Source organism: Blastopirellula marina (assembly GCF_002967765.1).
Taxonomy (GTDB): Bacteria; Planctomycetota; Planctomycetia; order Pirellulales; family Pirellulaceae; genus Bremerella; species Bremerella marina_A.
Window position 1 is genome coordinate 426,143 of the sequence record NZ_PUHY01000014.1, and the last position, 23,157, is coordinate 449,299.

General features: G+C 54.5%; 17 protein-coding genes. 4 read left to right on the forward strand and 13 right to left on the reverse strand.

Translation table 11 applies throughout. From position 1 onward, the window contains the following. Positions 1-3: 3 nt before the first annotated feature. The 9 genes from C5Y83_RS24405 to C5Y83_RS24445 all read right to left on the reverse strand — a co-directional run bounded on the left by C5Y83_RS24405 (position 4) and on the right by C5Y83_RS24445 (position 16,131). On the reverse strand, positions 4-2,418 hold the full coding sequence (locus C5Y83_RS24405; RefSeq protein ID WP_105332410.1) for a BatA domain-containing protein: 2,415 nt from the start codon (positions 2,416-2,418) through the stop codon (positions 4-6). A gap of 37 nt (positions 2,419-2,455) precedes the next feature. Continuing rightward, positions 2,456-3,571 (reverse strand): squalene--hopene cyclase, encoded by a 1,116-nt coding sequence (locus tag C5Y83_RS24410; protein ID WP_233207350.1) that lies wholly within the window; start codon positions 3,569-3,571, stop codon positions 2,456-2,458. Positions 3,572-3,802: 231 nt separating this feature from the next. Continuing rightward, positions 3,803-8,074 carry a PQQ-binding-like beta-propeller repeat protein gene (locus C5Y83_RS24415; protein ID WP_105332412.1) on the reverse strand — a complete coding sequence of 1,424 codons (4,272 nt, stop codon included), beginning with the start codon at positions 8,072-8,074 and terminating at the stop codon, positions 3,803-3,805. Beyond that, positions 8,067-8,720, reverse strand: a complete 654-nt coding sequence (locus tag C5Y83_RS24420; protein WP_105332413.1) for an RNA polymerase sigma factor — start codon at positions 8,718-8,720, stop codon at positions 8,067-8,069. Before C5Y83_RS24420 ends, C5Y83_RS24415 begins: the two co-directional genes overlap by 8 nt. Before the next feature lie 200 nt (positions 8,721-8,920). Next, positions 8,921-10,276 (reverse strand): Gfo/Idh/MocA family protein, encoded by a 1,356-nt coding sequence (locus C5Y83_RS24425; RefSeq protein WP_105332414.1) that lies wholly within the window; start codon positions 10,274-10,276, stop codon positions 8,921-8,923. A 267-nt stretch (positions 10,277-10,543) separates the two neighbouring features. Then, positions 10,544-11,902, reverse strand: a complete 1,359-nt coding sequence (locus C5Y83_RS24430) for a tRNA modification GTPase (protein ID WP_105332415.1) — start codon at positions 11,900-11,902, stop codon at positions 10,544-10,546. Positions 11,903-11,930: 28 nt separating this feature from the next. Beyond that, positions 11,931-14,282, reverse strand: coding sequence for a YidC/Oxa1 family insertase periplasmic-domain containing protein (locus tag C5Y83_RS24435; RefSeq protein ID WP_105332416.1), 2,352 nt, complete (start codon positions 14,280-14,282; stop codon positions 11,931-11,933). 287 nt (positions 14,283-14,569) lie between these two features. Beyond that, a complete protein-coding gene (locus C5Y83_RS24440; RefSeq protein ID WP_105332417.1) occupies positions 14,570-15,319 on the reverse strand; it encodes a metallophosphoesterase family protein in 750 nt (249 codons plus the stop codon). 59 nt (positions 15,320-15,378) lie between these two features. Further along, the gene (locus tag C5Y83_RS24445; protein WP_105332418.1) at positions 15,379-16,131 is read right to left on the reverse strand and encodes a metallophosphoesterase family protein; all 753 of its coding nucleotides are present in this window, start codon (positions 16,129-16,131) and stop codon (positions 15,379-15,381) included. Positions 16,132-16,460: 329 nt separating this feature from the next. On the opposite strand from C5Y83_RS24445, the gene tsaB reads away from it, so the two are divergent. Continuing rightward, a complete protein-coding gene (gene tsaB / locus C5Y83_RS24450; protein ID WP_105332419.1) occupies positions 16,461-17,144 on the forward strand; it encodes a tRNA (adenosine(37)-N6)-threonylcarbamoyltransferase complex dimerization subunit type 1 TsaB in 684 nt (227 codons plus the stop codon). A 19-nt stretch (positions 17,145-17,163) separates the two neighbouring features. Here the strand turns inward: tsaB and hemL are convergent, their stop codons facing one another. Further along, positions 17,164-18,450, reverse strand: coding sequence for a glutamate-1-semialdehyde 2,1-aminomutase (gene hemL / locus C5Y83_RS24455; RefSeq protein ID WP_105332420.1), 1,287 nt, complete (start codon positions 18,448-18,450; stop codon positions 17,164-17,166). 186 nt (positions 18,451-18,636) lie between these two features. Continuing rightward, positions 18,637-18,861, reverse strand: coding sequence for a hypothetical protein (locus C5Y83_RS24460; RefSeq protein ID WP_105332421.1), 225 nt, complete (start codon positions 18,859-18,861; stop codon positions 18,637-18,639). 150 nt (positions 18,862-19,011) lie between these two features. Between C5Y83_RS24460 and C5Y83_RS24465 the strand changes: the two genes are divergently transcribed. After that, positions 19,012-19,827, forward strand: a complete 816-nt coding sequence (locus C5Y83_RS24465; protein ID WP_233207351.1) for a hypothetical protein — start codon at positions 19,012-19,014, stop codon at positions 19,825-19,827. An 89-nt stretch (positions 19,828-19,916) separates the two neighbouring features. Here the strand turns inward: C5Y83_RS24465 and C5Y83_RS24470 are convergent, their stop codons facing one another. Next, positions 19,917-20,366, reverse strand: coding sequence for a hypothetical protein (locus C5Y83_RS24470; RefSeq protein WP_105332422.1), 450 nt, complete (start codon positions 20,364-20,366; stop codon positions 19,917-19,919). 28 nt (positions 20,367-20,394) lie between these two features. Beyond that, on the reverse strand, positions 20,395-20,850 hold the full coding sequence (locus C5Y83_RS24475; RefSeq protein WP_199195124.1) for a DoxX family protein: 456 nt from the start codon (positions 20,848-20,850) through the stop codon (positions 20,395-20,397). A gap of 455 nt (positions 20,851-21,305) precedes the next feature. Here C5Y83_RS24475 and C5Y83_RS24480 point away from each other — a divergent pair, with 455 nt between their 5' ends. Beyond that, entirely contained in the window at positions 21,306-22,694 is a 1,389-nt protein-coding gene (locus tag C5Y83_RS24480; RefSeq protein WP_158262501.1) for a putative bifunctional diguanylate cyclase/phosphodiesterase, read from the forward strand. Between the two features lie 15 nt (positions 22,695-22,709). After that, on the forward strand, positions 22,710-23,135 hold the full coding sequence (locus tag C5Y83_RS24485) for a BLUF domain-containing protein (RefSeq protein WP_105332424.1): 426 nt from the start codon (positions 22,710-22,712) through the stop codon (positions 23,133-23,135). The last annotated feature ends 22 nt before the right edge of the window (positions 23,136-23,157 follow it).

Consider the following 23,157-nt stretch of genomic DNA (forward strand, 5'->3'; position numbering starts at 1 on the left):
TCGTTACTTAGTCGCCGTGGCAGGAGAGCTACGTTCGACAAGCCAGGATAACCACGAAGGGGTTGCGGCGACGGTCATTTCGACAATCAGCAAAACGATTACCAACGCGATCAACCATTGCCACCAAGAATGCCCAGACAAGTTCATGCCGGCAGCGTTCATGGACTCGATCGAGTTCTGCCAGCGATACTGTGGCGGCAACTGCAACGCCTCGAACGACGATTGATCGAGGCGGGATAGTTCCGATTCCCACGCAGGTGGCGTTGCACTGATAGGGAAGCGATAACGCGATCCGTTATCGTTCATGTCGTTGGTGGTATCTGTGCCCGCTCGATCTGAGAGCCAGTAGATGCCTGACGTATCCAAGCTTTCGATCAAAACGCCTCGTGTGACTTCGTTGAGAAAGCGAGGTGAAATCGAGCTTACAACGCCGCTGCTGGGAGTTTCGATTTGGACGCTCGAATCGCCTGCCGCGGAGGGCAACGGCAGCAAGGCGGTCTCACCGACGTTGAAGTTGACCCGCTGAAAGGTCGAAGCGAGTTGGTTTCGAAGCACGCGATCGAAGATCAGCACGGCGTTGGTGCTGGGCAAGGTCGACCAGTTTGTGCTGACACCGGAACTGAAAAAGACAATCTGCCCTTTGCCGACGCTACGCTGCACCACGAAATCGACTCCATTGTCAAACTGGGCGATCGTGGTGGCGGCAGCGTCTGAGATATCTTGACTGCTCTTATTGGTCGCCAGGTGGCTAACGGGCGGGGACCAGGCCAGCCAAGGTTCTTCTGAGGCAGTGGATATTGGCGGCTGGGCAAGATCTTCGTGGGAAAAATCGTTCTGGGGAACGACGGCTTTGAAGAAGAGGGCGTCAGTGTACAGGTCGATCAACTGCGTTTCGTCGAGGTTGGCGATATGGAAGTAAGCGTGATCGAGCAGCCCCTTCGAGGCAATCCGGAACGGTTGCAAGTCGTCGGATAAGTCGTCCAAGCTGTGACCGATGGTTTCACGGCGTAATGGCCGCGGGAGAATTCCTTGTCCGCCGCGCCAAGCGACATCATTCCAGGCATTCGCGTCGAACTCGCCGCTGGCGGCAATCGCAAGTTGTCCTCCTTGCTGGACGTATGATTGAAGCGTATCGACCAGGCTGGCCGAGGGGGCCTCGACGCCAGCTATGACGGCTAAGCGCGCTTCTCGTAAGGCCGCTCGCAGCGTTTCTCCTTCGGCTTCACGCTGCGACAGATGTATGGCGCGGATCAGATGCTCGTCGTTTCGGCTTACTTCAGGCTTCGGGCTGAGAAGTTGCCGGAGAATCCAGGTATCTCCAACGCGTCCTAAGGAAGGGGACTCTTCGGCATCGCTCCACTGGTCGATGAACACCACCGGTGTCGAGGCAACTAACGGAACAACCAGCCAACGGCAATCGTCGGCTGTCAGGGCATCGCCATTCAGGTTGACCGATATAGGAATGGAGGTCGTTCGGGCTGGATCCACTTCCATCGGATCGAACACATAATCAAACGACAACGTCCGTGCCGAGTCGCCAGCTGGGAAGTCGACGAACTTGGTTTCGACTTCGTTTTCGCGAACACGCAAGGTCACGGCAACATTGTCGCGAGGAGCATCGCCGTGGTAACGAACGGTGGCCACCAGCCGTGTCGTCATGCCAAGTTCCGCTAATCCATCTGGGATGCCGAACGATTCGATCCAGGCGTTATCTGGGGCGGAAGCTTCGTTGCCGACCACAATCACCGGCATGTCGTCCTCAGGCGGGCTCGTCCGTGCCAGTCGCTGCCACTGGGCGGCTTGCTGATCGCCGAAAATTATCACGTGAGGAGCATGCGAGGGAGTTTCTTCGGCGAGACTTCTTGCTTGATTCAAAGCATGTGTCAGTTCGCCAGCAGCATGCGTGGCAGCCACCTTATCGATCGCGTCGACCGCATCGATGTGAGATGAAAAGGGATCGGAGAGCCGATGCGATTGGCCACCACTAAGCGGAAGAATTGAGATCTTGCTATTGGACGGAAGAGTTTCGACAAACTGTCGGGCTTGTTCTTTCGATTGCTCGAGTACCGAGCCTGAGATGGATCCGAGTGAGCTGCTGAGACTGTTGTCGATCACGAGAATTGCATGGGGTGGTCGTGATGTTCCAACCGTGGCTGAGGTATCGGTTGAGGAAGCAAAATAGGGGCGAGCTAACGCTAATCCAAACAGGAGAAGAGCTGCCGCTCGTAGGAGCATGAGTAGAAGGTCGCGGATTCGCAGCAATCGACGATTCGACTGCATGGCCTCGAGCAGGAAGTCCATCGCAGCCCACTCGACGGTGCGGTAGCGATTTCGATTCAACAGGTGAATCAAAGCCGGGCCGAACATCATAACGGCGCCAGCAATCGCGAAACCAGAGGCTACGAACGCGGGAAACATGGACTAGCTGAATTCTCCAGAGCAAAACACGGGATGACTACGGGACTTCATGTTGGAAAGATTCGATTCGCCCTTCCTGCAGGATGGGCAAATAACGATTCGGCATCGCCAGAATAAAGCAACCGACCGCTGTGCCATACAAATCGCCTGGTTTTCCGCCAACGTGAGCGCCCGCATTCCAGTGACCATCTTCGCGCGGATTGCCAGGACGGACGACTTGCGATTCGACGACCGCGTCTCGCAAAATCGGATACGACCGCTGCCAGTCCTCGCCTCCGACTTGATAGAGTGCCTGGCCAACGTAGTAGAGCGTGTAAGCATCGAACGGCAAACGTCCGTTCTGGCGGTTGTCTTTCTGTTTCAGCTTGGCGATCTCGGCATGGATGATTTCCATGTTTTTTTGGATTCGCCAGTCGTCGTATTGGCCAAACTCTTGCAAACAAACCACGCCGGCGGCGGCCATCGCCAGCGAGGCTTTGCCGCCATGACGCGTGTAGGTGAATTGACCGGGGTACTTGCGCTGTTCCGCTTCGGATGCATCGCGAGAAACGCCTTCCGGGCTGTAATGCTCGCGGACGCTACTGATCGCCAGGTCGACCACTTCCGGGGCAACTTCAATGCCCGTATCCATGGCGCTCCGCAGGGCCTTCGCTTGCATCACGGCAAGGCTTAGATCATGACCGTTTTCTCTTCGCACGGCGCGGTAATCCCAGCCGCCGTCTTCGGCTTGAGTAAACGCAATGAGTTTGAGCGCGCGATCGAGAACACCGTTAATGCGAGCGTCGTTTGTCATCCCATGAGCTTGACCCAGAACGAACGTGGTCAGCCCGTGGTTGTACATGTCGCGTTGGGCATCGGCGACGTTCAAAAGGCCAGAAGGCCGGGGGCTCGATAAGATCCGGTTCAGAGCTCGATCGAGTGGTTGTCCGAATTTGCCACGACCTGGGGCGTGACCGTCGGCCATGAATGCGAGGGCTCCCATGCCAATCAGCCCTAAGTCGTCTGATTCCCAGTCGCCGTTAGGACCTTGGTTTTCAGCCAGCCAGGTTAAGCCACGGTCTAACGCCGCCGTGCTTTCCGGGGTGATCTCCCATGGTCCTTCCGCCCAGGCTGGTGTCATCGCAGGAAGCGAAACGCCGAGACAGAGGATCACGAAAATGTACCGAGAAAAGTGCATAGTTTTGCGGCGGAAGAACTAGGGATGGCCGATAAGGCCTTGCCTGAACGAATGTTAAGTTTTCTGGGGCAAGGGTCGTCTCTTGTCAATTTATGCCCTGAGCACAGGCAATCGTTACGCAAAAAAGTGATCAGTAAACAAGTTTTACTCCGAAAAAAGAACGTCGGCTCTTGTCATTGCTGCGACGTTATCTCGTGAAGGGCCGACCTAAGGGACGAGCAAGAGTTCGCGGTTATCGCTGCTTTCGTCATCCGAATACCAAAGATACCAATGGCCTGCGCCGTAAAACGAGGGGCCCACACCAGGCGTTTGGTCGCCCGGGAGCTCGCGATTTTGTAGCGTGGTAGGAGCTTCACCCGACCAGGGGAAACGTTTCGTGGCAAGGCTTGATTGGGCGTCCTTTTCCAGTGGTGGTTGATGCACGAATGCGATCATGCCATCGGCGGCACGAAATCCATAAAGCAGGTTCTCAGGCTTCTGGATCTGTTGTCGAACTTGGCCATCTTCCATCGCTAGTTGTTGCCAAGCTTGGGCGTTTTCGACAAGCAGATTCTGATCGTCCAGCCGCGCAATCCGGTGGACATCGACTGCTGGCTTCGTCCAATGTAGAAGCCCCGTGGCGATGTCGAAACATTCCATGCGCATGCTGCCAGCATGGAAGGAGACGCCTCGATTGCCAACGATGACTAAATCGCTGAGGTCTTGGTGAGCCCAACGATTGTCGATCGATTGCGGGAAGGTCAACTGCTTGCGGACCCACTGTAAATAGCCAGAAATATCGCACGATGCCAGCACGCCTCCCAAGTCAATGAGAAGCTGTTCCTGGTGCTGGACGATCTTACCAATCCCACGATCGAACCATGTATCGCGAATGCGAAACAAATTGCTGCTCTCCACGAACTCGCCGGTCGCTAGATCGACGTGAGAAAGTCGCACGACATGGGTCGATTGGGCGAGTTCTTTGAGCGTGACAATCAGTACTCGTCCTTGGACGGCGATGGGATCGGTGGCCAAAACCATCTGTCCGTCGAGATTGCTTGCCCAACGCGGCTCGCCCGTTGCGCGATCGAAAGCGTTCAACGCGAACCCTTTCTCTTGGAGCATACGGCACAGCACCAAATCTCCTACAACCAACGGTACCGATCGGGTGAAAGGATAATCGTGGGCTTTGCCACGTCCATTATCACGCTCGGCTTGTTGCCACAGCACCGTACCATCATTCAAATCAATCTTGATGAGCTTAAAACGATTGCAAACGTAGGCATGATCATCGTGAACGGAGATGCCCATATCGCGTCGCCGCCAATCGACCTTCTCTTCACGAATTGCAGTCGGCGGTTTGTCCTTACCATTCCCCCAGACGCCACTCCACATGATCTCCATCGGTTGCCAGGCTTGATCGGACCAAGCCGGGGAAGTTGTTGCCGACGTGTCGGCTGTTTGAACGGCGTCGCTGGTTGGAATTGAAGCTCGCAAGACTTCGGTTTCTTCTACCAAAGACTTCGCTGGCAACTTAGTGGATCCGAGATCGATTTCACCCGTGAGAATCTCGTGATGATCGGGAGGAATATGGCCGAGCATCATGATCCGGGCATCGACTTCGGTGCGTAGTTCTTCGTCAGCGGATCTCGCCGCTTTTAAGTAATGCTGAAGTGACGTCGCGAAGTTTCCTGCTGCGGTCGCTTGATCGCCGAGCCAGAGGTGCGCCTGAGCGGCAGCATCAGTGTCGAAAAATTGAAGCGTGACGAGCTCGATAACCTTCCGATCGCCACGTTGGATGGCTGCATTTAGTCGAAGCTGAGCCAAGTCCGAGTGCTCGCTCTGCATTTGCTGCCGCAGCTGTTGATTATTCTGCACGGCCATCTGAATCGCCGCCGGGACCGAGAAGAAGTGATCTGGATCGCTACCCGAAGGGGCGAGTCCCTGGACAGCCGATTCAGGAATTTGCGTGATCAACCGGCACGCATCGGCGATCGCGCCGCTCTCGAGGGCGGCGTTCAAGTCGGCACTGATATTGTAAGCTTCTTTGCTGAGGTCTTCGACAAGCAACGAAGCTAAGCGTCCCTCCGTCAGATACTCTTGCGAATCGACCAGACGTCCGGTGTAGCGAATCGCGATACCACCCGCCCAGTTTAAGATCGGAAAATCGCGGCGTGCTCGGTTGCGATCGTAGTGATAGTACCTTTGAATCGTCTCGCAGCCAAATAGCACGTCGTTCCAGCGTTGTTGTTCAATCGCCGCTAATAACTCGGCATTGACCTGCTCGCGCGAAAGATACTCCTGCGAGTCACGATTTATCGATGGTAAGTTGAAGAGTTCTCGCCGGAATGCTGCGTTGTCTTGTCGTTCTGGCGTGTAGAGCTGGTCGGTGAAGATATCACTCAAGCGATCTCGGGACCACGTGAGAAAACGCTTCTGGTGGTAATCCAACGGCCAGGTTTTGGTTAAAGCGAGCACTTCCGTCAGAATCGCTTTTTGCTCTGCTAACGGTTTGCCGTGCATCGCCTCTTCGCAAAGTTCGATCATTCCTTCTAAAGGAAGATCTTTAGCCGTGTAGCGACGAAGGGCCGAGGCCAAGTCGGGGGCTTGTTGCGATCCGTCATCCAGGGTATACGTGTCGGTGCGGCGAGGCGAGTTTTCCAGCTGTTTCCACGGAATCTGATCGACCTCGCGCCAATGCGATTCCGTAAAGAGCCCGGTTAGCGTGGGCAACTCGCGAACGATGATCTTGCTAATTGTCAGACGACGTTCGCCTTCGACGCGAGCAGCCCCGATTCCGAGATAGTCGTAATACTCTTTGGCATTATTTGCTTCGCTCGACAAAAGAGCCCAGTGAATTCCGTCTCGACTGATCCATCCCTTGACCTGGCCACCGCCTTGAAAGAGACGAAGCCAAACATGGTCGCGAACTTCGGTAGACGGATATTCCTTCAGGTCGCGATCGGTTTCCATTTTGCCGTCGAACACGTATGAGAACCGAGCGTAGAGATTCTCGGAGCGACGATTACGACCCAAGACGATTGCATCGCGCGGGGGTGGAATTTCACGCGGTTTGCCTTCCTCTTTCGGTTTGTCATGCCGAGTCAGGAAGATCGCAAACGAGGGGTCGATTTCCGTCAATTCCAAGTCAACCATGCGGATGCCGTAGCCTGGGATTGGCACGCAGGCCCAGCTGTTGTTGTCGGGAGAGTTGACCATGAATGAAATACTTCCGTCCGCATTGCGCTCTAAGGTTGCGTTCTGCGCAAGCTTCTCTTCCCAAGGAAGTTCGGCCGGTTTGTCGATCGTGACCTGGGCGGGATATTCAGGGGCTGGCGATTTTGGCACGTTGGAAAGCGGCCAAAGATTCATTTGTCGAATGATCGATTCGCCAGCAACGTAGATTTGATCTGGGGTTGCAGTAAGTGGCGTGCGAATGACCTCGGCGTCACCACGATAGATGACCAGTTCGCTAGTGGTATCATCGAAATAAATGGCAACGGGTTGGTAGTGTCGCGCATTACCGCGATGCTCACGGTAACCGTCGTTAGCCTCAAGTGCGAAATCGCGAGGTTGGATTCCATCTTCCCCTCGCTTCATGGAGTAGGCGTACCAAGGATTGTAATCGTGTCGATATTTGACGACCGTGACTCCTTCGTCCCCGTTGTAAAAGTGGAACTGAAGTTTGTCCAAATCAGAAGCGACGAAGCGGAGTGCCGTTCCGCTTGGCAAAGGGCCTCTAAGACGGAACCAACCTTTGAAACGGACTTGCGGATGATCCCCATCACGAAACTCTTCGATCTCGCCAGGCAGTGATTCATCCGCGCGCACAAACCACTGATCGAATTGGCTGCGTGTCAGCGAATCGTAACGGCCTGCATCTGGAAGTGAGGTGAGATGCGCGAAAGAAATGGGATCGATTGCCGGAACAGTCAACTCGTCCGCAGGCAAACTTTCGGCCATGTCGGCTGGCAGTGGCGCTGGCGGCAGCGAGCCATCCGGCTCGGCGACAACCTCGACGGCAGGCGATTCTTCCTGAGTCTTCTCTTCGCTGGACGAAGCGGTATCGGTAATAACTTTCGTGGAAGAATCTGTTGCGTTTTCGGTTGCAAGCGGCGATTCCACGACGGGATCAGGCGTTGGTGGAGTTTCCTTTTGGGCGACCTCGTTATTGCCGGTAGGCTTGCCAGAGAATGGGAGAATGCTGGCGACCGTTATCCCGACGGCGATGAGCAGTGCCAGCCCTAATCCGATAGTCCATCGCGAGCGCGCGATAAGTCGCTGTTTCCGCCTGAGCAACGTCTGAACGAACTGATCCGAAGTATCATCGGAAGTACCCAGGGCGTCGGCTAGATGATGGTCCATTCGCAGACGATCAGCCAGTGCATCGCGCAGTTCTGGCGACTCAGCAATACGCTCGCGAAGCAGCTGAATCTGCGACAGCGTGAAGTCTTCGATCGGGCTTTCCTGGACAAGCTCGATCAGTTGCTGGTCATTCATCCGCAGAGTTCCGCGACTTGCGATTGACGCAATCTTTCAGCGCTTGTCGAGCACGAAATACCAGTAGTTTCACGGCCCCTTCACTGCGACGCATCTTTTCCGCGATTTGCGCCATCTTCAGCCGCGCATAGTAATGCATTTTTAAGGCGTCATGAGCAGACTGGCCGAGCGTACTGATGCACGAATTCAGCCAATCATGGACTTGGCGATAATCGGACTGATCTTCCTGCGAGAGGGCGTCCAACTCGAGGCAAAGTTCAGTCCACTCGACCTCTTTTCTTCGTCGACTGCGGCGGATGTGTTCTCGAAGTACGTTTCGGGCCACGCCCAGAAGCCATGGACGAACCGGGACATCACCACGAAAACGGACCTTGCCGGCCAAGCAGCGGAGGAATACCTCTTGGCAGAGATCGTCGGCATCGGTCGGATCTGCTAAGCGTGAACGGAGGTAACCAAATACGAAGCTCTGTTGTCGTTGGACGAACGCCCCGAGAGCTTCTCGGTCGTTCGACTGTAAGGCCTGAATCAGCAGAGCATCCTCTTCCGCGGCTTGCTGCCGTTGGTAATGGACAAAGCCGGTGGTCGACGGAGACGCCAATTCGTGAGCGTCGGTCGCCGTTTTCGTCGCGGAAGGGGATAAGGCCATAGCGGAATCCGGGAGGAGATTGCGAGGACAGATCGAGAGGTTCGATCCCACTTAATCATATAAGAAAGGTAACATTTTTCGCAAATGATTCGAGCAATTCTTCGTTTCGGCAGGCGGAGGTTGGCATAAAAAAAGCGAAGCCACTGATATTGCGGCTTCGCTTCTCATTTTTTGCAGAGAATCTAGGTCGTATGGGACGCTTAGATCAAGTCAGCCCAACCTTCGCGGTACTTCGGCTTGATGATGTCCGCGACTTCTGGTGCGTTCTTAGCAACCAGGTTCTTGGCATCCCACTCGATTGCTTTGCCCTTACCCGATTCACCGGTCGTCCAGACGGACAAGTTACCCAGCAGAATGGTTTCCGACAGCGGACCGGCGTAGTTGGCGAAGTTAGACATCGGCTCTGGACCGCCCTTGATGCCGTCAACCCATTCCTTGAAGTGACCTGGGGAACGAGGAATGGTTTCCGGAGGACCTTCGTAGCCAGCGAACTTCGATTCCGGCAGCAGATCGAAGCGTGCACCATAATCGTTAGGCGAGTAGATCTTACCGGCGTCACCGATCAGCAGGCTTCCGCTGGTCGACAGCTTACCGCTATCGCCCAGTGGCAGATCCTTGGTCAGTTCCGGAGGTGGCAGCTTACCACCGTCGTACCAGAAGACCTTACATGGAGCACGTCCATCAAGTTCTGGGAAGTCGAACTCGATGACCGACCATTTGGGGTAGGTCTGGCCGTTGTGACCGGACGATTCGGCAGCAACCTTGTTCGGGTCACGTAGGTTCAGAGCCATGAAGGCCATGTTGAACGTATGGCAAGCCATGTCGCCCAAAGCACCGGTACCGAAGTCCCACCAACCGCGCCACTTGAATGGGTGATAAGCGTCGGCGTATTCACGGTAAGGAGCTGGACCGATGAACATTTCCCAGTCGACGTTTTCAGGGACCGGTTGTGGTTCTGGCTTAGCAACACCTTGTGGCCAGATCGGGCGATTGGTCCAAACGTGAACTTCGTTCACGGTACCAATGGCGCCAGCCTGGATGATTTCAGCAGCACGACGAACGCCACGTTCTGCCGTACCTTGGTTACCCATCTGAGTAACGACTTTGTTTTCCTTGGCGATTTCGCCCAGGCGACGTGCTTCCCAGATGCTGTGCGTCAGAGGCTTTTGGGTGAAGCAGTGCTTGCCCATCTTCATCGCCATGGCGGAAGCGGGAGCGTGCGAGTGGTCAGGAGTACTGACGGTCACGGCGTCGATCTTATCGCCCATTTCGGTCAGCATTTCGCGGTAGTCGCTGTACTGCTTCGCGTCTGGGTAGAAGTTGCCCGCCTTTTCCAAGCGTTCCTTATCAATATCGCAGATAGCGACCATGTTGCCGGAACGACCTGCGTCGGCCGAGTCGCTGGAACCCTTACCACCAACACCGATGCTGGCGAAGTTGATCTTCTCGTTCGGAGAATTGCTCTCTTGGGCCTGCACGCCGGCAGCAGCCCAGAAGCCTGCACCGGCCGCGGCCGTCAGCTTCATGAAGTTACGACGATTCTGGCGAGAACTCATTAACTAAACTCCTCGTTAAATACGACTTGTTTGCTTCTGGTGGCCAAATTGCTCAATAAAGAAATACAAGCGGGTCGAGCCAGAGAAGCGGTTGTTATCCAAAATAGGAAGGGGTGGGAAGGGGCCTTGCGAGGGCGTCGGTGAAGAACGACAGAATCGATATGCTCATAGAGTATCGGATTCCACAAGGACCGCCTAAGTTGTCAACTTAGCGATAAAGCTGGCCTTACGCAATCAATCCCGGCACAAAATTGCAGGATAATCCAACTATTTCCCAATGCAAAATCGGGAAAAAATCACATCCAAGAGATCATCTGTGTAGACCGCACCGACCACTTCGGCAAGTTGCGAGATAGCGAAACGGATCTCAGAAGCGATCAGTTCCTCCGACATTCCGGCCGCAATACCGTCCTCACAGGTGGTAAGCGCCCCAACCGTCGCCTCGATCGCTCCCAGGCAGCGAACGGCTGTCTCTGGCACCATTTGGGTGGTAGAGAGCTGAAGGTCCTCAATTCGCTGTAAGATCGCGTTTTCCAGGGTTTCCAGCCCTTGAAGGGTTCGGCCACTGGTAGAAAGCGTACCAATCGTCTCAACTGGGCGGGTCGCCATGTCTGACTTGGTGGCGACTGTCAGCAGTCGTTCGGACGGAAGTAGCCGTTTTAGCTCCGAAACCGCTTCGCTGATACCCGCTGAAGCGTCGACACATAGGACGCAGATGTCCGATTCCTCAGTGGCAAATCGGGTTTGCTCAGCCATTAAATTTCCCAACAGATCTTCGTGGGAGGCAGTTTCATGACCGGCCGTGTCGATTAGCTCAAGGTCGACTCCCTGCCAGGTGACCTTTTGCGAGATGAAATCGCGGGTGGTCCCCGCCTGAGACGAGGTGATCGCATCGTCGGATCGAGTCAGGGCGTTGAAAAGTGTACTCTTGCCGGCATTGGGAAGTCCGACCAACGAGACCTTGGGAAGAGCTTGGCCGTAAGTTCGAGATTTGATCTGATCGCGCAGATCGACTAGCGAAGTGCGAATGCGATCAATTCGCCGGGTGAGTTCCTCCTGGCTAATGAATTCGATGTCTTCTTCCACGAAGTCGAGGCCCGCTTCGAGCAATGCTAACAATTCAACCAATTGAAACCGCGCATCTTGCAAAGGCCCCGATAGACCACCGGCCAGTTGCCGGAGGGCTGATTGGAAACGCCCCTCGCCGGTAGCGTCGATTATCCCCAGGACCGCTTCCGCCTGGGTAAGATCAAGCCGGCCGGCGAGAAATGCCCGCATCGTGAATTCGCCTGGCTGGGCTAACCGAGCCCCTTTCGTGCGAAGCTGTGTCACAATCGCGTTGGCAATCGGACGACTACCGGGCATGTGAATTTCAACTTGAGGTTGGCGGGTATAGCTACGCTCCGTGGGCCAAACCCAAAAGTCGGCAGCAAGAGAACGGCCCCCTTCAAGCGCGATCGAACGCTGCGAGACTTCCGACCGAGTCGGGTGAGGGGCAACATCATCCGTGGTGATCGACAAAGCGATCGCGACAGCATCGCGACCGCTGAGACGAATGATCGAGCGCCCACCAATCCCGGGCGCTGAGGAAATCGCGGCGATGGTCCGATCGAGATCCAAGGACATAGCCAGTCCTCTCCTTGGTTCTTCGCCGTTACTTCTTACGCTTCGACTGGCGAACACGCGGTTGTTTGACCGCTTCTGGTTTGGCCTCGATCACGACCGGCACATTCTTGGGCTTGGGCAACATCTTGCGTTCGATGATGCCCCAGATGCTGGAGGTGATGAAGTAAATACAGAGACCAGCAGGGACCTTGAAGAAGATCACACCCATGAAAATCATCATGAAGGTCATGACCTTTTGCTGCATAGCTTGTTGCTCGTCTTGCGGTGGCGGCATGAACATCTTCTGCTGCACCAGGAATAACACTACGGTGACCAGCGGCAAGATATTCAGGTAAGGACCGAGGCTGAACATGCTGCCAGGCTGCGTGATGAAGTCAGGCATGATGTCGCCCCAGTACCAAAATTGGTCGGGAGCAGCCAGGTTCGAGCACCACGAGATGCCTGGAATCAGTGGGGCTTGGCGCAATTCAAAGTCGACTGCCAAGCCGCGATAAAGTCCGAGGAAGATTGGCAACTGGATGAACATCATCAAGCAACCGCCAACCGGGTTGAATTTGTGCTTCTTAAAGAGCTCTTGTTGAGCCTTCAAACGACCTTCAGGATCGTCCTTATATTGATCGCTGATGCGTTTGATCTCAGGAGCCAAGGCTTGCTGAATCTGCATGTTCTTGGCTTGCTTCCGGCTGATCGGATGCATAGCACCACGCACCATCAGCGTGAGCACGATAATTGCCAAGCCATAGTTGCCAAGTACGGCATACAGCGTGTGCAAGATCCACAACAGCGGTTTCGAGACAAAGCCAAACCAGCCGTAATACTCGACATCTTCCAGCCCGTAATGTTCCAGGACCTCTTCCTTTTTCGGACCGGCGAAGATCTTGAACTTTTGCGTTACCGTTTGGCCCGCTGCCATGGGATAAGCACGGCTTTCCAAGGTGAATGTGCAATCGGTACGAGGCTTGTAGGTCGGATCGATCGGACCAATTGGGCCGCAAGTTCCCTTCGCAAGATCGATCGTTGGATCGCTTCCTTCATCGTCCAGAATCATCGTGCAGTTGAAGTACTGGGCATCGACACCGGAATACTTCGTTTCAATGTCCTGACCAAGTGCGTAGAGCGGCGTCTGCGGGTCGGAGCCATTCTTAACGGCATCCTCTTGCTGCTCGACCATCTGGTAAACGGTAAACATCTTGAACTGGCTACCGTCTTTCGACTCCCAGGTCACGTCGCGGATGCCGGCGGAGCCCCAACCACGATTGATTTTGTGAGCGTACCACCATCCTTCGAGAGGAAGCCCTGTTGGGCCGAGCTGGCGATAGGCAACAGCCAGCGAGTCGTCGGACTCGTTGTGTAATTCGAGGTCGTAGTGAATCTCAAAGCCTTGGGCGGCCTTGGTTTCGTCGGTCACTTTGTCAAGGCGATACTTCTTAACGATGCGTAGCTTGCGGTTCTCACCAAGCTGCTCGAGGTCGCTGGGGAATAATGTCAGCTCGAAATGAACTTCGTCGTCGGAGACCTGGGTTTTTTTCCAATTGCTGTCGATCAGCGAAGGAAGGCCTTTGATCTCGGAAAGACCATTGCGAGCCGAAAGATTGCCAACCTTGGCCAGGGTTGTCAGAAACGCGGGTGGGTGATCGACACGCCTGGGCATTTCCCCGCTTGCGCCTGGCAGGGAGGTCTGCTCGGGCTTGATCACTTCGACAGGATGCTTACGCAACTTGACGGTGAAAGTTAGCTGCTTGGTGCCGGCGTCGGCTTCTTCGGAAGTTTTCCGCTCGACCTCGACCTCGACCTCTTGTCCGGGCCGGGTTTGCTTCATGACCGTTCGAAGTTGATCGACGGTTGGGGTCAACTCGCCATTGACCGAAATAATCTTGTCACCCGGTTTCAGGCCGTTTTCGGTATCTGGTAAATTCGCGACGGCTTCGGCGGCTGGCGTTCCAGGACCGACGACATGGGTAAGCACACCTTTGCCGTCTGCTTCGTCGAAGGCCAGGTTGCCGAGGTAGCCGCCATCTTCATCATGTTCGTAGCTGAGATAGTTTGGGTTGCTCAATTCAACGCGGTGAACCGAGGCGCCCTTAGAATCGAGCGTCACCAGCATACGGTAGCCACCATCTGCGGCGACGGAACCAAGCGAAGCGAACTCGCGTTTGTATTTGACCTTGTCCTTCTCGTCCGGCTTATCTGCCGGGGCATCGGCATCGTCAGTTTGGTTCTCGCCGTCCCCGTTATCGTTCGGGGCGTCCTCATCCAGGTCGGCAATCTCTTGATTATCCGGGGCTGGCGGTTCTTGCTGCTTGTTCGAGCTGTTCAACATGTTGAACATCAACAGCAGCGAAGCGGCTAGAAAAATGAAAGTGATGTGGCGCCGTTCCACGAGCGAAGATCCTTGGGATGTAATCGAAACTCTGCAATGAAAACTGGCTGCCAATTGCTTGAGGGAGCAGCTCAGAAAATGATAATGCCGTCTCCAGGTCCCTTCCTACTTGGAAATATGGGCCAAGCACGATTGGAAGTTACCATGGTGACTGGAGAAAGGGGGTCACCTAGTCATCCCCATTCTCACCTTTCGGGCGGTTCTTGGAAACGCCACAAGGCTTCTTCGGAGGGAGATCGGCCATATTTGGGCAAAAACAGGGAACTTATGCCGGTTTCGTCAAAAGATTAGTGTCCCTCGAAGAGGCGTTCTCCCTGAGAATCGTCTAAATCGTCAATATCCCGAATCTTATTCGCGACGGTCTCGATAGGATATTCGACACGACGAAATTGAACCGAATTGTCGTCGATGATCACATAGCAGCTACGGGGATCCCCATCGCGCGGCTGACCGACGCTGCCCACGTTGATCATTACCTTCTCGCCATTGAGTTGGTAAGTACTGTTGTCGAAGTCTTTTGGGCTGACAAACTGAGCCGACTCGTAGAAGACGCCGGGTACGTGGGTATGTCCCTGGAAACAAACGTTGGGAATTAGTGAGAAGATTTTTTCCAGCTTCTTGGGATTGTAGATGTCTTCGGGAAAGACATACTCGCAGAGCGGGTTACGGGCCGAGCCGTGGACGAACAGCAAGTTGTTTTCGGTGTGCGTCCGAGGGAGCCCGCAGAGGAAATGCCAGCGGCTTAGTGTTTCTTCTTCGCTTTCGCCCGACTCTAATTGGCGCCGCGTCCAAAAAATAGCCTGCTCGGCACCGTGACTGAAGCCTTCAGGATCGAACAGAGCGGCCTGATCATGATTCCCCAGGATGCAGAGGTCGAATTGACGAACAATGTCGACGCATTCTCGCGGGTTCGGTCCATAACCAACCACATCCCCTAAGCAGTAGATCCGCTCGACCTCCTGCGTCTTGATATCGGCTAGAACTGCCTCGAGGGCGTCCAGGTTACCGTGGATGTCGCTGACAACGGCCGTTTTCATCGCGGTCTCGCTTGAGGGTAGCTAGGCACCGTCTGTTAAATCGCTCTGGTTTCGGCCTGCTATCGTCCGTCGCGGAGACGATCTCCCAGCATGTTATCTAGCTGTGGGATGTCGTAAATCTTGGCCGCTGGCACACCAGGATCGTACTCGACCCGGCGGAACACGACCGATTCGTCAGTCAGAATCACGTAGCACGCACGAGGATCACCATCGCGGGGCTGTCCGACGCTGCCAACGTTAAACAGGGCCTTTTCGTCACCAAAGCGATACTCATGATCGCATTCGTCTGGCCCGAAGAATTCTAGATTCGGAGTAAATACCCCGGGAATGTGGGTATGCCCTTGGAAGCTGAATTTTTCGACGCGCTCGAACAAATTCTCCATCTTCCGTTGGTTGTAGATGTCTTCCGGGAAGACATACTCGTTAGTTGGATCGCGGGGCGATCCATGCACAAACAGCCGATTTGGCTCAACATGGGTGCGGGGAAGTTCGCCGAGGAAGTCCCAGCGTTCGTTCACCGCCACGGCACCACCTGATGAGTTATCAATTTGATCACGCGTCCACAAAATGGCTCGGAAAGCGACCGGATTGAAGCCTTCTGGATCGAAAAGTGCCGCTTGATCATGATTGCCCAGTAGGCACATGGCGCATTTCCGACGCACGATATCCAGACATTCCACCGGATTGGGGCCGTATCCGATGACATCGCCCAAACAGTAAATCTCGCTGATTCCCTGTTGGCGGATGTCGTCCAAGACCGCGTTTAAGGCTTCCAAATTTCCGTGGATGTCGCTGATGAGGGCACGTTTCACGCCCGACTACCTTTCCGATTTTCAAGAACTGGGGTCACAGCCGCAGCCAGTCATACGAGCGCTGGAAACCCGTGACGCGGCAGTTCGATTTTAATGGAAGCCGTCGCAACCTGATATAGGATCTAAATTTAGGTGCCAGGGTGCGTGCGGTCAAGATTACCAACGGACATTGCCGTAATCCACCAAGTATACGTTTGTCGGCAGTTAGCCAACTCGCCCAAACTTAGGTCATAAGGTAAGATCGGCCAAATCATGCTTGGGTCGCCAGCACCACCAGGGAAACCTGCGACTACGATCACGCCCCCTGACCCTCTCAGGAACGATTTACCGTGAAGACACTTGCCATCGATACCTCCACGCGACAAAGCTCGCTGGCCTTGTTTCAAGGAGACGAACTCCTGGCGACCGACTGGCTGGACACTACGGTTCCCACAACTCAGGTCATCACGCCAACCCTGAAACGGCTGATCGATGAAGTTGGCTGGAAGCCAACCGATTTACAACTGGTGATCGTCGCTCAAGGGCCAGGTTCGTTCACGGGGCTGCGAATTGGTGTGATGACCGCCAAGACGATTGCTTACGTCGCCGGAGCAACCACCTTGGGGGTAAATACGCTGCAAGCGATTACGGTTCGCTGCAACGAACCGGTTTCTTCACTGCATGTCATCATGGACGCCCAGCGAAATCAGTTCTTTCATTCCCATTTCGAGCGGGATGAATACGGGAAATACGTCGCGCAGCAGGATACCCGAATCGTCGACCAAGAAGAGTTCTTCGCCAGCTTAACCGCCGGCCAGACGATTACGGGGCCCGGTTTGCATAACAAACATGCCCTGGTCCCCGAAGGTGTTAGGGTGGTCGACGAAAACTATTGGGCTTCAACGGCCGAAGCGGTGGGACGAATCGGCATCGCCGAATTTCTAGCCGGCAAGTCGGATGACTTCTGGACACTCAATCCGAAGTATTATCGCAAGAGCGCCGCTGAGGAAAAGCTCGAAGCGGACGCTTCCTAGATACCAGGCCTTTTAGGTTCTAGCGAACTTTATCGAACGCTTCTTTCGCGGCGCTGATGGTCTTGGCGATATCGTCGTCGGTATGGGCGATCGATACGAAGAGGGCTTCGTACTGACTGCATGGAAAATAGACGCCCCGTTCGATCAGTTCCCAGAAAAACTTGCCATAGCGTTTGGTATCGCAATGGGCCGCAGCGTCCCAGTTATGGACTGGACCATCGTGGAAGAACGGCGTGAGCATGCTTCCAACGCGCGCCGTCGAGATAGCGACGTTCGCCTCTTCTGCCGCTTTTAACAGGCCTTCTTCCAGCGTCTTGGTCTTCCGGTCGAGTTCTGGATAGGGGTTGAGTTCTTTCAAGGTTTGCAGCGTGGCAATCCCGGCCGCCGTTGCCAAGGGGTTACCGCTGAGCGTGCCTGCTTGGAAGACTTCGCCTGCAGGAAGAATGTGCCCCATGATATCAGCCCGTCCGCCGTATGCCCCAATAGGGAGCCCGCCGCCGACGATCTTGCCAAGTGTCGTCAAATCGGGCGTAATGCCATACAAGTCTTGTGCTCCGCCCGCAGCAACGCGGAAGCCAGTCATGACCTCGTCCATGATCATTAAGGCGCCGTTGTTGTTACAGACGTCGCGGATCGCTTGGAGGAATCCAGGTTGCGGCGGGACGCAGCCCATGTTGCCGACCACAGGTTCGAAGATCACTCCAGCGATCTGATCCTTGTTTCGTTCGAACGCTTCTTCCAGGGCGACCGAATTGTTGTAGGGAAGGACGATCGTGTCCTTCGTGGTTCCTGCCGTGACACCTGGCGAATTGGGAACACCAAGCGTCGCTGCGGCGCTTCCGGCCGCAACAAGTAAACTATCGACATGACCGTGATAGTTGCCGGCGAACTTGATGATCTTGTCACGACCGGTGAATCCGCGGGCCAACCGAATCGCGCTCATTGTCGCTTCGGTTCCACTGTTGACCAACCGAACTTGCTCGACCGAAGGAATAATGTCGATGATCAACTCAGCCAGTTCGTTTTCACGTTCGGTCGGTGCACCGAAGCTGGTGCCCTGATCGACAGCTGCGTGCAGAGCTTCTTTAACTTTGGGATGCAAATGTCCCAGGATCATTGGCCCCCACGAACCGATGTAATCGATGTATTGATTCCCATCGACATCGTACAGGTAGGCCCCCTCGCCTCGCTCGAACACGATTGGTTCGCCCCCGACAGCTCCGAAAGCCCGGGCCGGACTGTTCACGCCGCCAGGCATCAGATGTTTCGCGCGGGCAAAAATGTCGTGACTCTTACTGCGTGACATAAAAGAAGTTCCTAGGGGGCCGAAGTCATGGCGTGTGTCGTCCCCTTTGTTATAGCGAAGAGGCGGATGTTTCTCTAACCGGGGGTGACAGGAACTCGCAAATTGATGCTAGTCCCATACTCCGTGGAAAGCCACTAGCCGAACGCTTCGTCGGCGAGTTGCGCCTCCCGATAGGTGTACGCTGGGTTACACCCAGCCGCAAACCCGATCCAAGATATCGAGTGCTGCTTCGTGCTTCTCGCCGTCATGATTGCCATACTTATGAGCGGCCTGCAAGATCGCATCCTGGACGGATTGCTGGGGGATTCCATTCTGCTTGGCTTGTAGGACTGCTTTGTCCAGCGAATCGTAAACGGATTGATAGGATCCTTGCGAGTTCAGCAAAACGAGCGTGGTCTGAAAGAATGCCATTGTTTGTTCTGAGACGTGTCTTGCTTCGCGAATGTTAAAGTTGCGCTTGCAGGTTGAACCGCCTAAATCTCAATGCCAAAATGTCGCAAGCGGCCCTCCAAGCGAGTTCTCATCGCGACCAACATTCTCGTACACCCACCACGAGTTACTATGAAGTTTTTACGGCAATGTCTCGTTCTTCTGGCGATTACTGCAACGGCTTGGATGGCCTACGGGCAACAAGCCGAGGCCGCAGAAACGGAAAAGACTTTGCTCCCGTTTCACGCGATTGATTGCCAGGGGACCTATCGCGGTCATCTACAAGGCGTGTGCTGCGATTCGGCAGGAGGCGTCTACTGGTCGTTTACCGATCGGCTGGTTAAGACCGACACCGAGGGGCAAATCTTAGTCGCGGTTGACGCGCCGAGTCACCAGGGAGACTTATGTTACCGAGACGGCAAGGTCTACGTGGCGGTCAATCTCGGCCAGTTCAATCAGCCTGCCGGCAAGGCCGACTCATGGGTCTTTGTTTACGATGCTGAGACTTTCAAAGAGATCTCGCGTCATGACGTCTCTGAGGTCGTACACGGGGCAGGGGGAATGGACGATTACGAGGGTCATTTCTATGTCATCGGTGGTTTGCCTCCCGGAACGAATGAGAATTACGCCTACGAGTACGACGCTAATTTCAAGTTCGTTCAGCGTCACGTTATCGAGAGTGGTTACACACTGATGGGAATTCAAACCGCCACGTTTCACGATGGCCATTGGTGGTTCGGATGTTACGGCAAGCCAGCGGAGTTGATTCGTACATCGCCAGAATTCAAAGAGGTGAAGCGGTGGCCGTACGATGCCGCGCTCGGCATCATCGGCGTCGGCCCTGGCAAGTTTCTGATCGGACGCGATACCAATACCAAGCAAGGGCACGTTGGCAAGTTGGTACCCGCCGTCGTTAGTGATGAGTCGGGATTGAAGGATGTGAAGTAACGGTTGCTTTCACGAAGGCTGGAACAAAGCAGGCCCGTCGCGATCAAATCAATCGGACGGGCCTGCGATGTTTTTAGAGGTCGAAGTTTTTAGAGATCGATTGAAATCCAACCATCCACTTTTAGTTCGAACGCCGTGATTAACGCGTTGTCGACGTGAGAGACACCTTCCGCGAGTTGCTCTGGCGATACCGCGAGTTTCTTCAGCGAGATGCCACACGCATCGATCTGGATGCTTGTCTTTTTGGCGTGGGCGATGACCGATACGTTTTCGCTATCGGCGGTGATCGCATTCACTGCTTGTCCGCAGACTAATACGCGGGCTTGTTTCACTTGGTATTTGGAATTGGTCAAAAGTTCCTCGCACGTCTTCAGCACTACTGGAATCTGCTTCGGGTTTTGAACCAATATCAGAGCCGACTTCGATGGACCGGACTTAGCCTCGGCGGCTGTCGTGTCGTTGCTGATTGAAAGCCAAACGACTGTCGCAGTGATCACGAGGAGGGTGGTAAATGCGATAAATGTCTTTTTCTGAAACATGAGATTCTCTCCGTTTATTGGTGGTAGGTTAAGCCAACAATTCTTCAGGGGCCGAGACGGAAACTGCGTTTCTACTCCATAACGAATCGACGCTACAACATGCGGCGCCGTTGGTGGCGAAGTAAATCAAGCCACCTAAGATGGCCACGTTCTTGAACAGGGGACCGAGCGTAGCTGGGCTGATCTGCACGGTGACCGTGATTGGGATCAGTACCAAAATCAGCCCGGTCGCCGAGATTCGCGTGAAAGTCCCCGTCGCTAATCCGACACCACCAACCAGTAAGGCAATGCCAGCTAAAATTACTAACAGTTCGGCCGAGGCGAACTGAGTCGCTAAATAGCCAAACGGCGCATTGAGCAGGCGAGCCGCTACCTTGTCTGGGGCTACCAAGTGATTGAAGCCTGCGACGAGAAAAATACCGCTCAGTAAGACCCGGAAAACGGCTTCCGAGATTGTTGGTCTTGGGTTCATTGATTTGCTCATTTCTGTTCTCGCCTCGTGGATTAATTGTCGGAAATAGACGGCGGTGCATCGCGCGGCCCCGATTCCGGCAATGTCCATTTACTCTGTATAGATCGAGATGTCGCGAGATGTCAATGTGTTATTCTCCCAGTGTGAAGTGGCTTACGTGATTTCAGTAAGCGGGCTTACTCAACGCGTCAAAAAGTTTCGGGCATGCCGTTCTCATGCAACCAATCACGGCCAGAAAGAGCCTTACCCGGTGTGGCAAAATCGAAACGTCGAGCCACGAATGCTACGCCAGTCGTTTGGTTTAGCTGAGGAGGACGCACGCCGATGAAACGGGTTCCATTAACCCCCTCGCGGGTTGCCGCTTGAACTCCGTCGAACGAGCGGGACTCATGCTAGGCTTCGCTTTGTCTCATCTAATTTTGCGTGAATGCCGCCCCCTTCGTTATCGCCATCGCGAATCTAAGCGTATGAACAAGATTGATAGCACGTTAGTCGCCACGACGATTCGTACCGCAGCCATGCCATCGGAGTGGCACGTGGCCTGTCCCGAGCGAATGGAGAATGTTGCTGAATTGACAGGGGAAACCACGGAACGCTTACAGCCTGATTTCCTGACTCGGCTGAATGATCGTCGTGCGTTCTTCGGCGCACTAGATCGGGCATGCAGTCAGCTTGATGGGGGAGATGAGTTCGCGCTCTTCTATATCAACCTCGATCGATTCAAGTGGGTTAACGATACGCTTGGCCATCAAGTGGGCGACCGTGTTCTCCAGGAAGTGGCGCAACGAATCGTGCGTGCTGTCTCGCCAGCTGACTTTGTGGGGAGACTGGGTGGTGACGAGTTTGCGCTTATTCAATGGTCCAGCAAGAACTCGCTTCCTCGGAAAACGGCAAAACGAATCATCGAATCGGTTGCCAGTCCGATTGTGGTGGATGGCAACTTAATTCGAGTCGGAGCGAGCATCGGAATCGCCGTCGCTCCGATCGATGGAGATAACGCGCAAGATCTGCTTAGGCATGCCGATCTGGCGCTGTTTCAAGCGAAATCAGAGGGACGTAACGTCATCCGCTATTTCGAGCCTGAGATGCGGATTCGTGCCGAAGCCCGTCGAGTGTTGGAAAAAGAACTCGGGCAAGCGCTCGATGGTAACGAATTTCAGTTGCACTATCAGCCGGTGCTCGAAATCGGTACCGATCAAGTGACGACGCTCGAAGCGCTGATCCGCTGGGAGCATCCGCGACTTGGATTGGTCTCGCCTGATAGCTTCATCCCCTTGGCGGAAGAAACAGGTCAGATTATTGGAATCGGGGCCTGGGTGCTCGAACAAGCATGCCGCGATGCTGCCGAGCCCGGTCGGACGTACCGAGTTGCCGTGAATGTTTCCCCAATTCAGCTTCGCAATCGCAGCTTTGTGTCGACCGTGTCTCGCATCCTGGAGGAAACTTCGCTACCACCAGATCGCTTAGAGCTAGAAATCACCGAGTCTTCATTAATTGAGGATGGGCAACTGGCTTTCGCGATTTTGCGACAACTTCGTGAAAATGGTGTGCGAGTGGCGCTCGATGACTTCGGTACGGGCTATTCTTCCATTAACTATCTTCGCCAGTTCCCCTTTGACAAGATCAAGATTGATCGGTCATTGGTGACTGGAGCACACTTGAACTCGGAATCGGCTGCGTTTGTGCGAATGATCGCGACCCTTGGTAACGTTCTGGAAGTTGCCACGACGGCTGAGGGCGTCGAAACAGCAAGCGAACTCGATCTCGTGCGACAGGCCGGATGTAGTCACGTTCAGGGATACTATCTAAGCAAGCCAGTGCCTTTGGAAAGATTGGTTCCAACGTTGAATTTGTAAGTGGGGAGCACCGTCATGTTGAAACAGATCCTGTATTCAAGCACAGCCAATACCGATATCTCGATGCGGGATGTCTTCGAAATTACTCGCGTTTCCAGCAATCGAAACAGCCAGTCCAGCTTGACAGGCGGTTTGGTCTTTTTAGATGGCTACTTTTTCCAGTTACTGGAAGGCCTACCAAATGATGTGGATGCCAGCATGCAGCGGATAAACCGCGATTGGCGGCATCATGATATTCAAGTTCGTCGAGAGCAACGTGTGATCTCACCCCTTTTCGCGGACGATTGGATGGCGCTACGGAATAAGACTCAGATTGCCGACGAGATCCTGGAAGCACATCACTACGAGCCAGGGATGCCAGCAGAACGTTTTTCGGCAGACGATCTATTCGCTTTCCTGGTCGCTTGCTTCGAGAACGAAATGCAAGAGCAGTTGGCTTAATCGAGCGCAAGGATACGCTTCG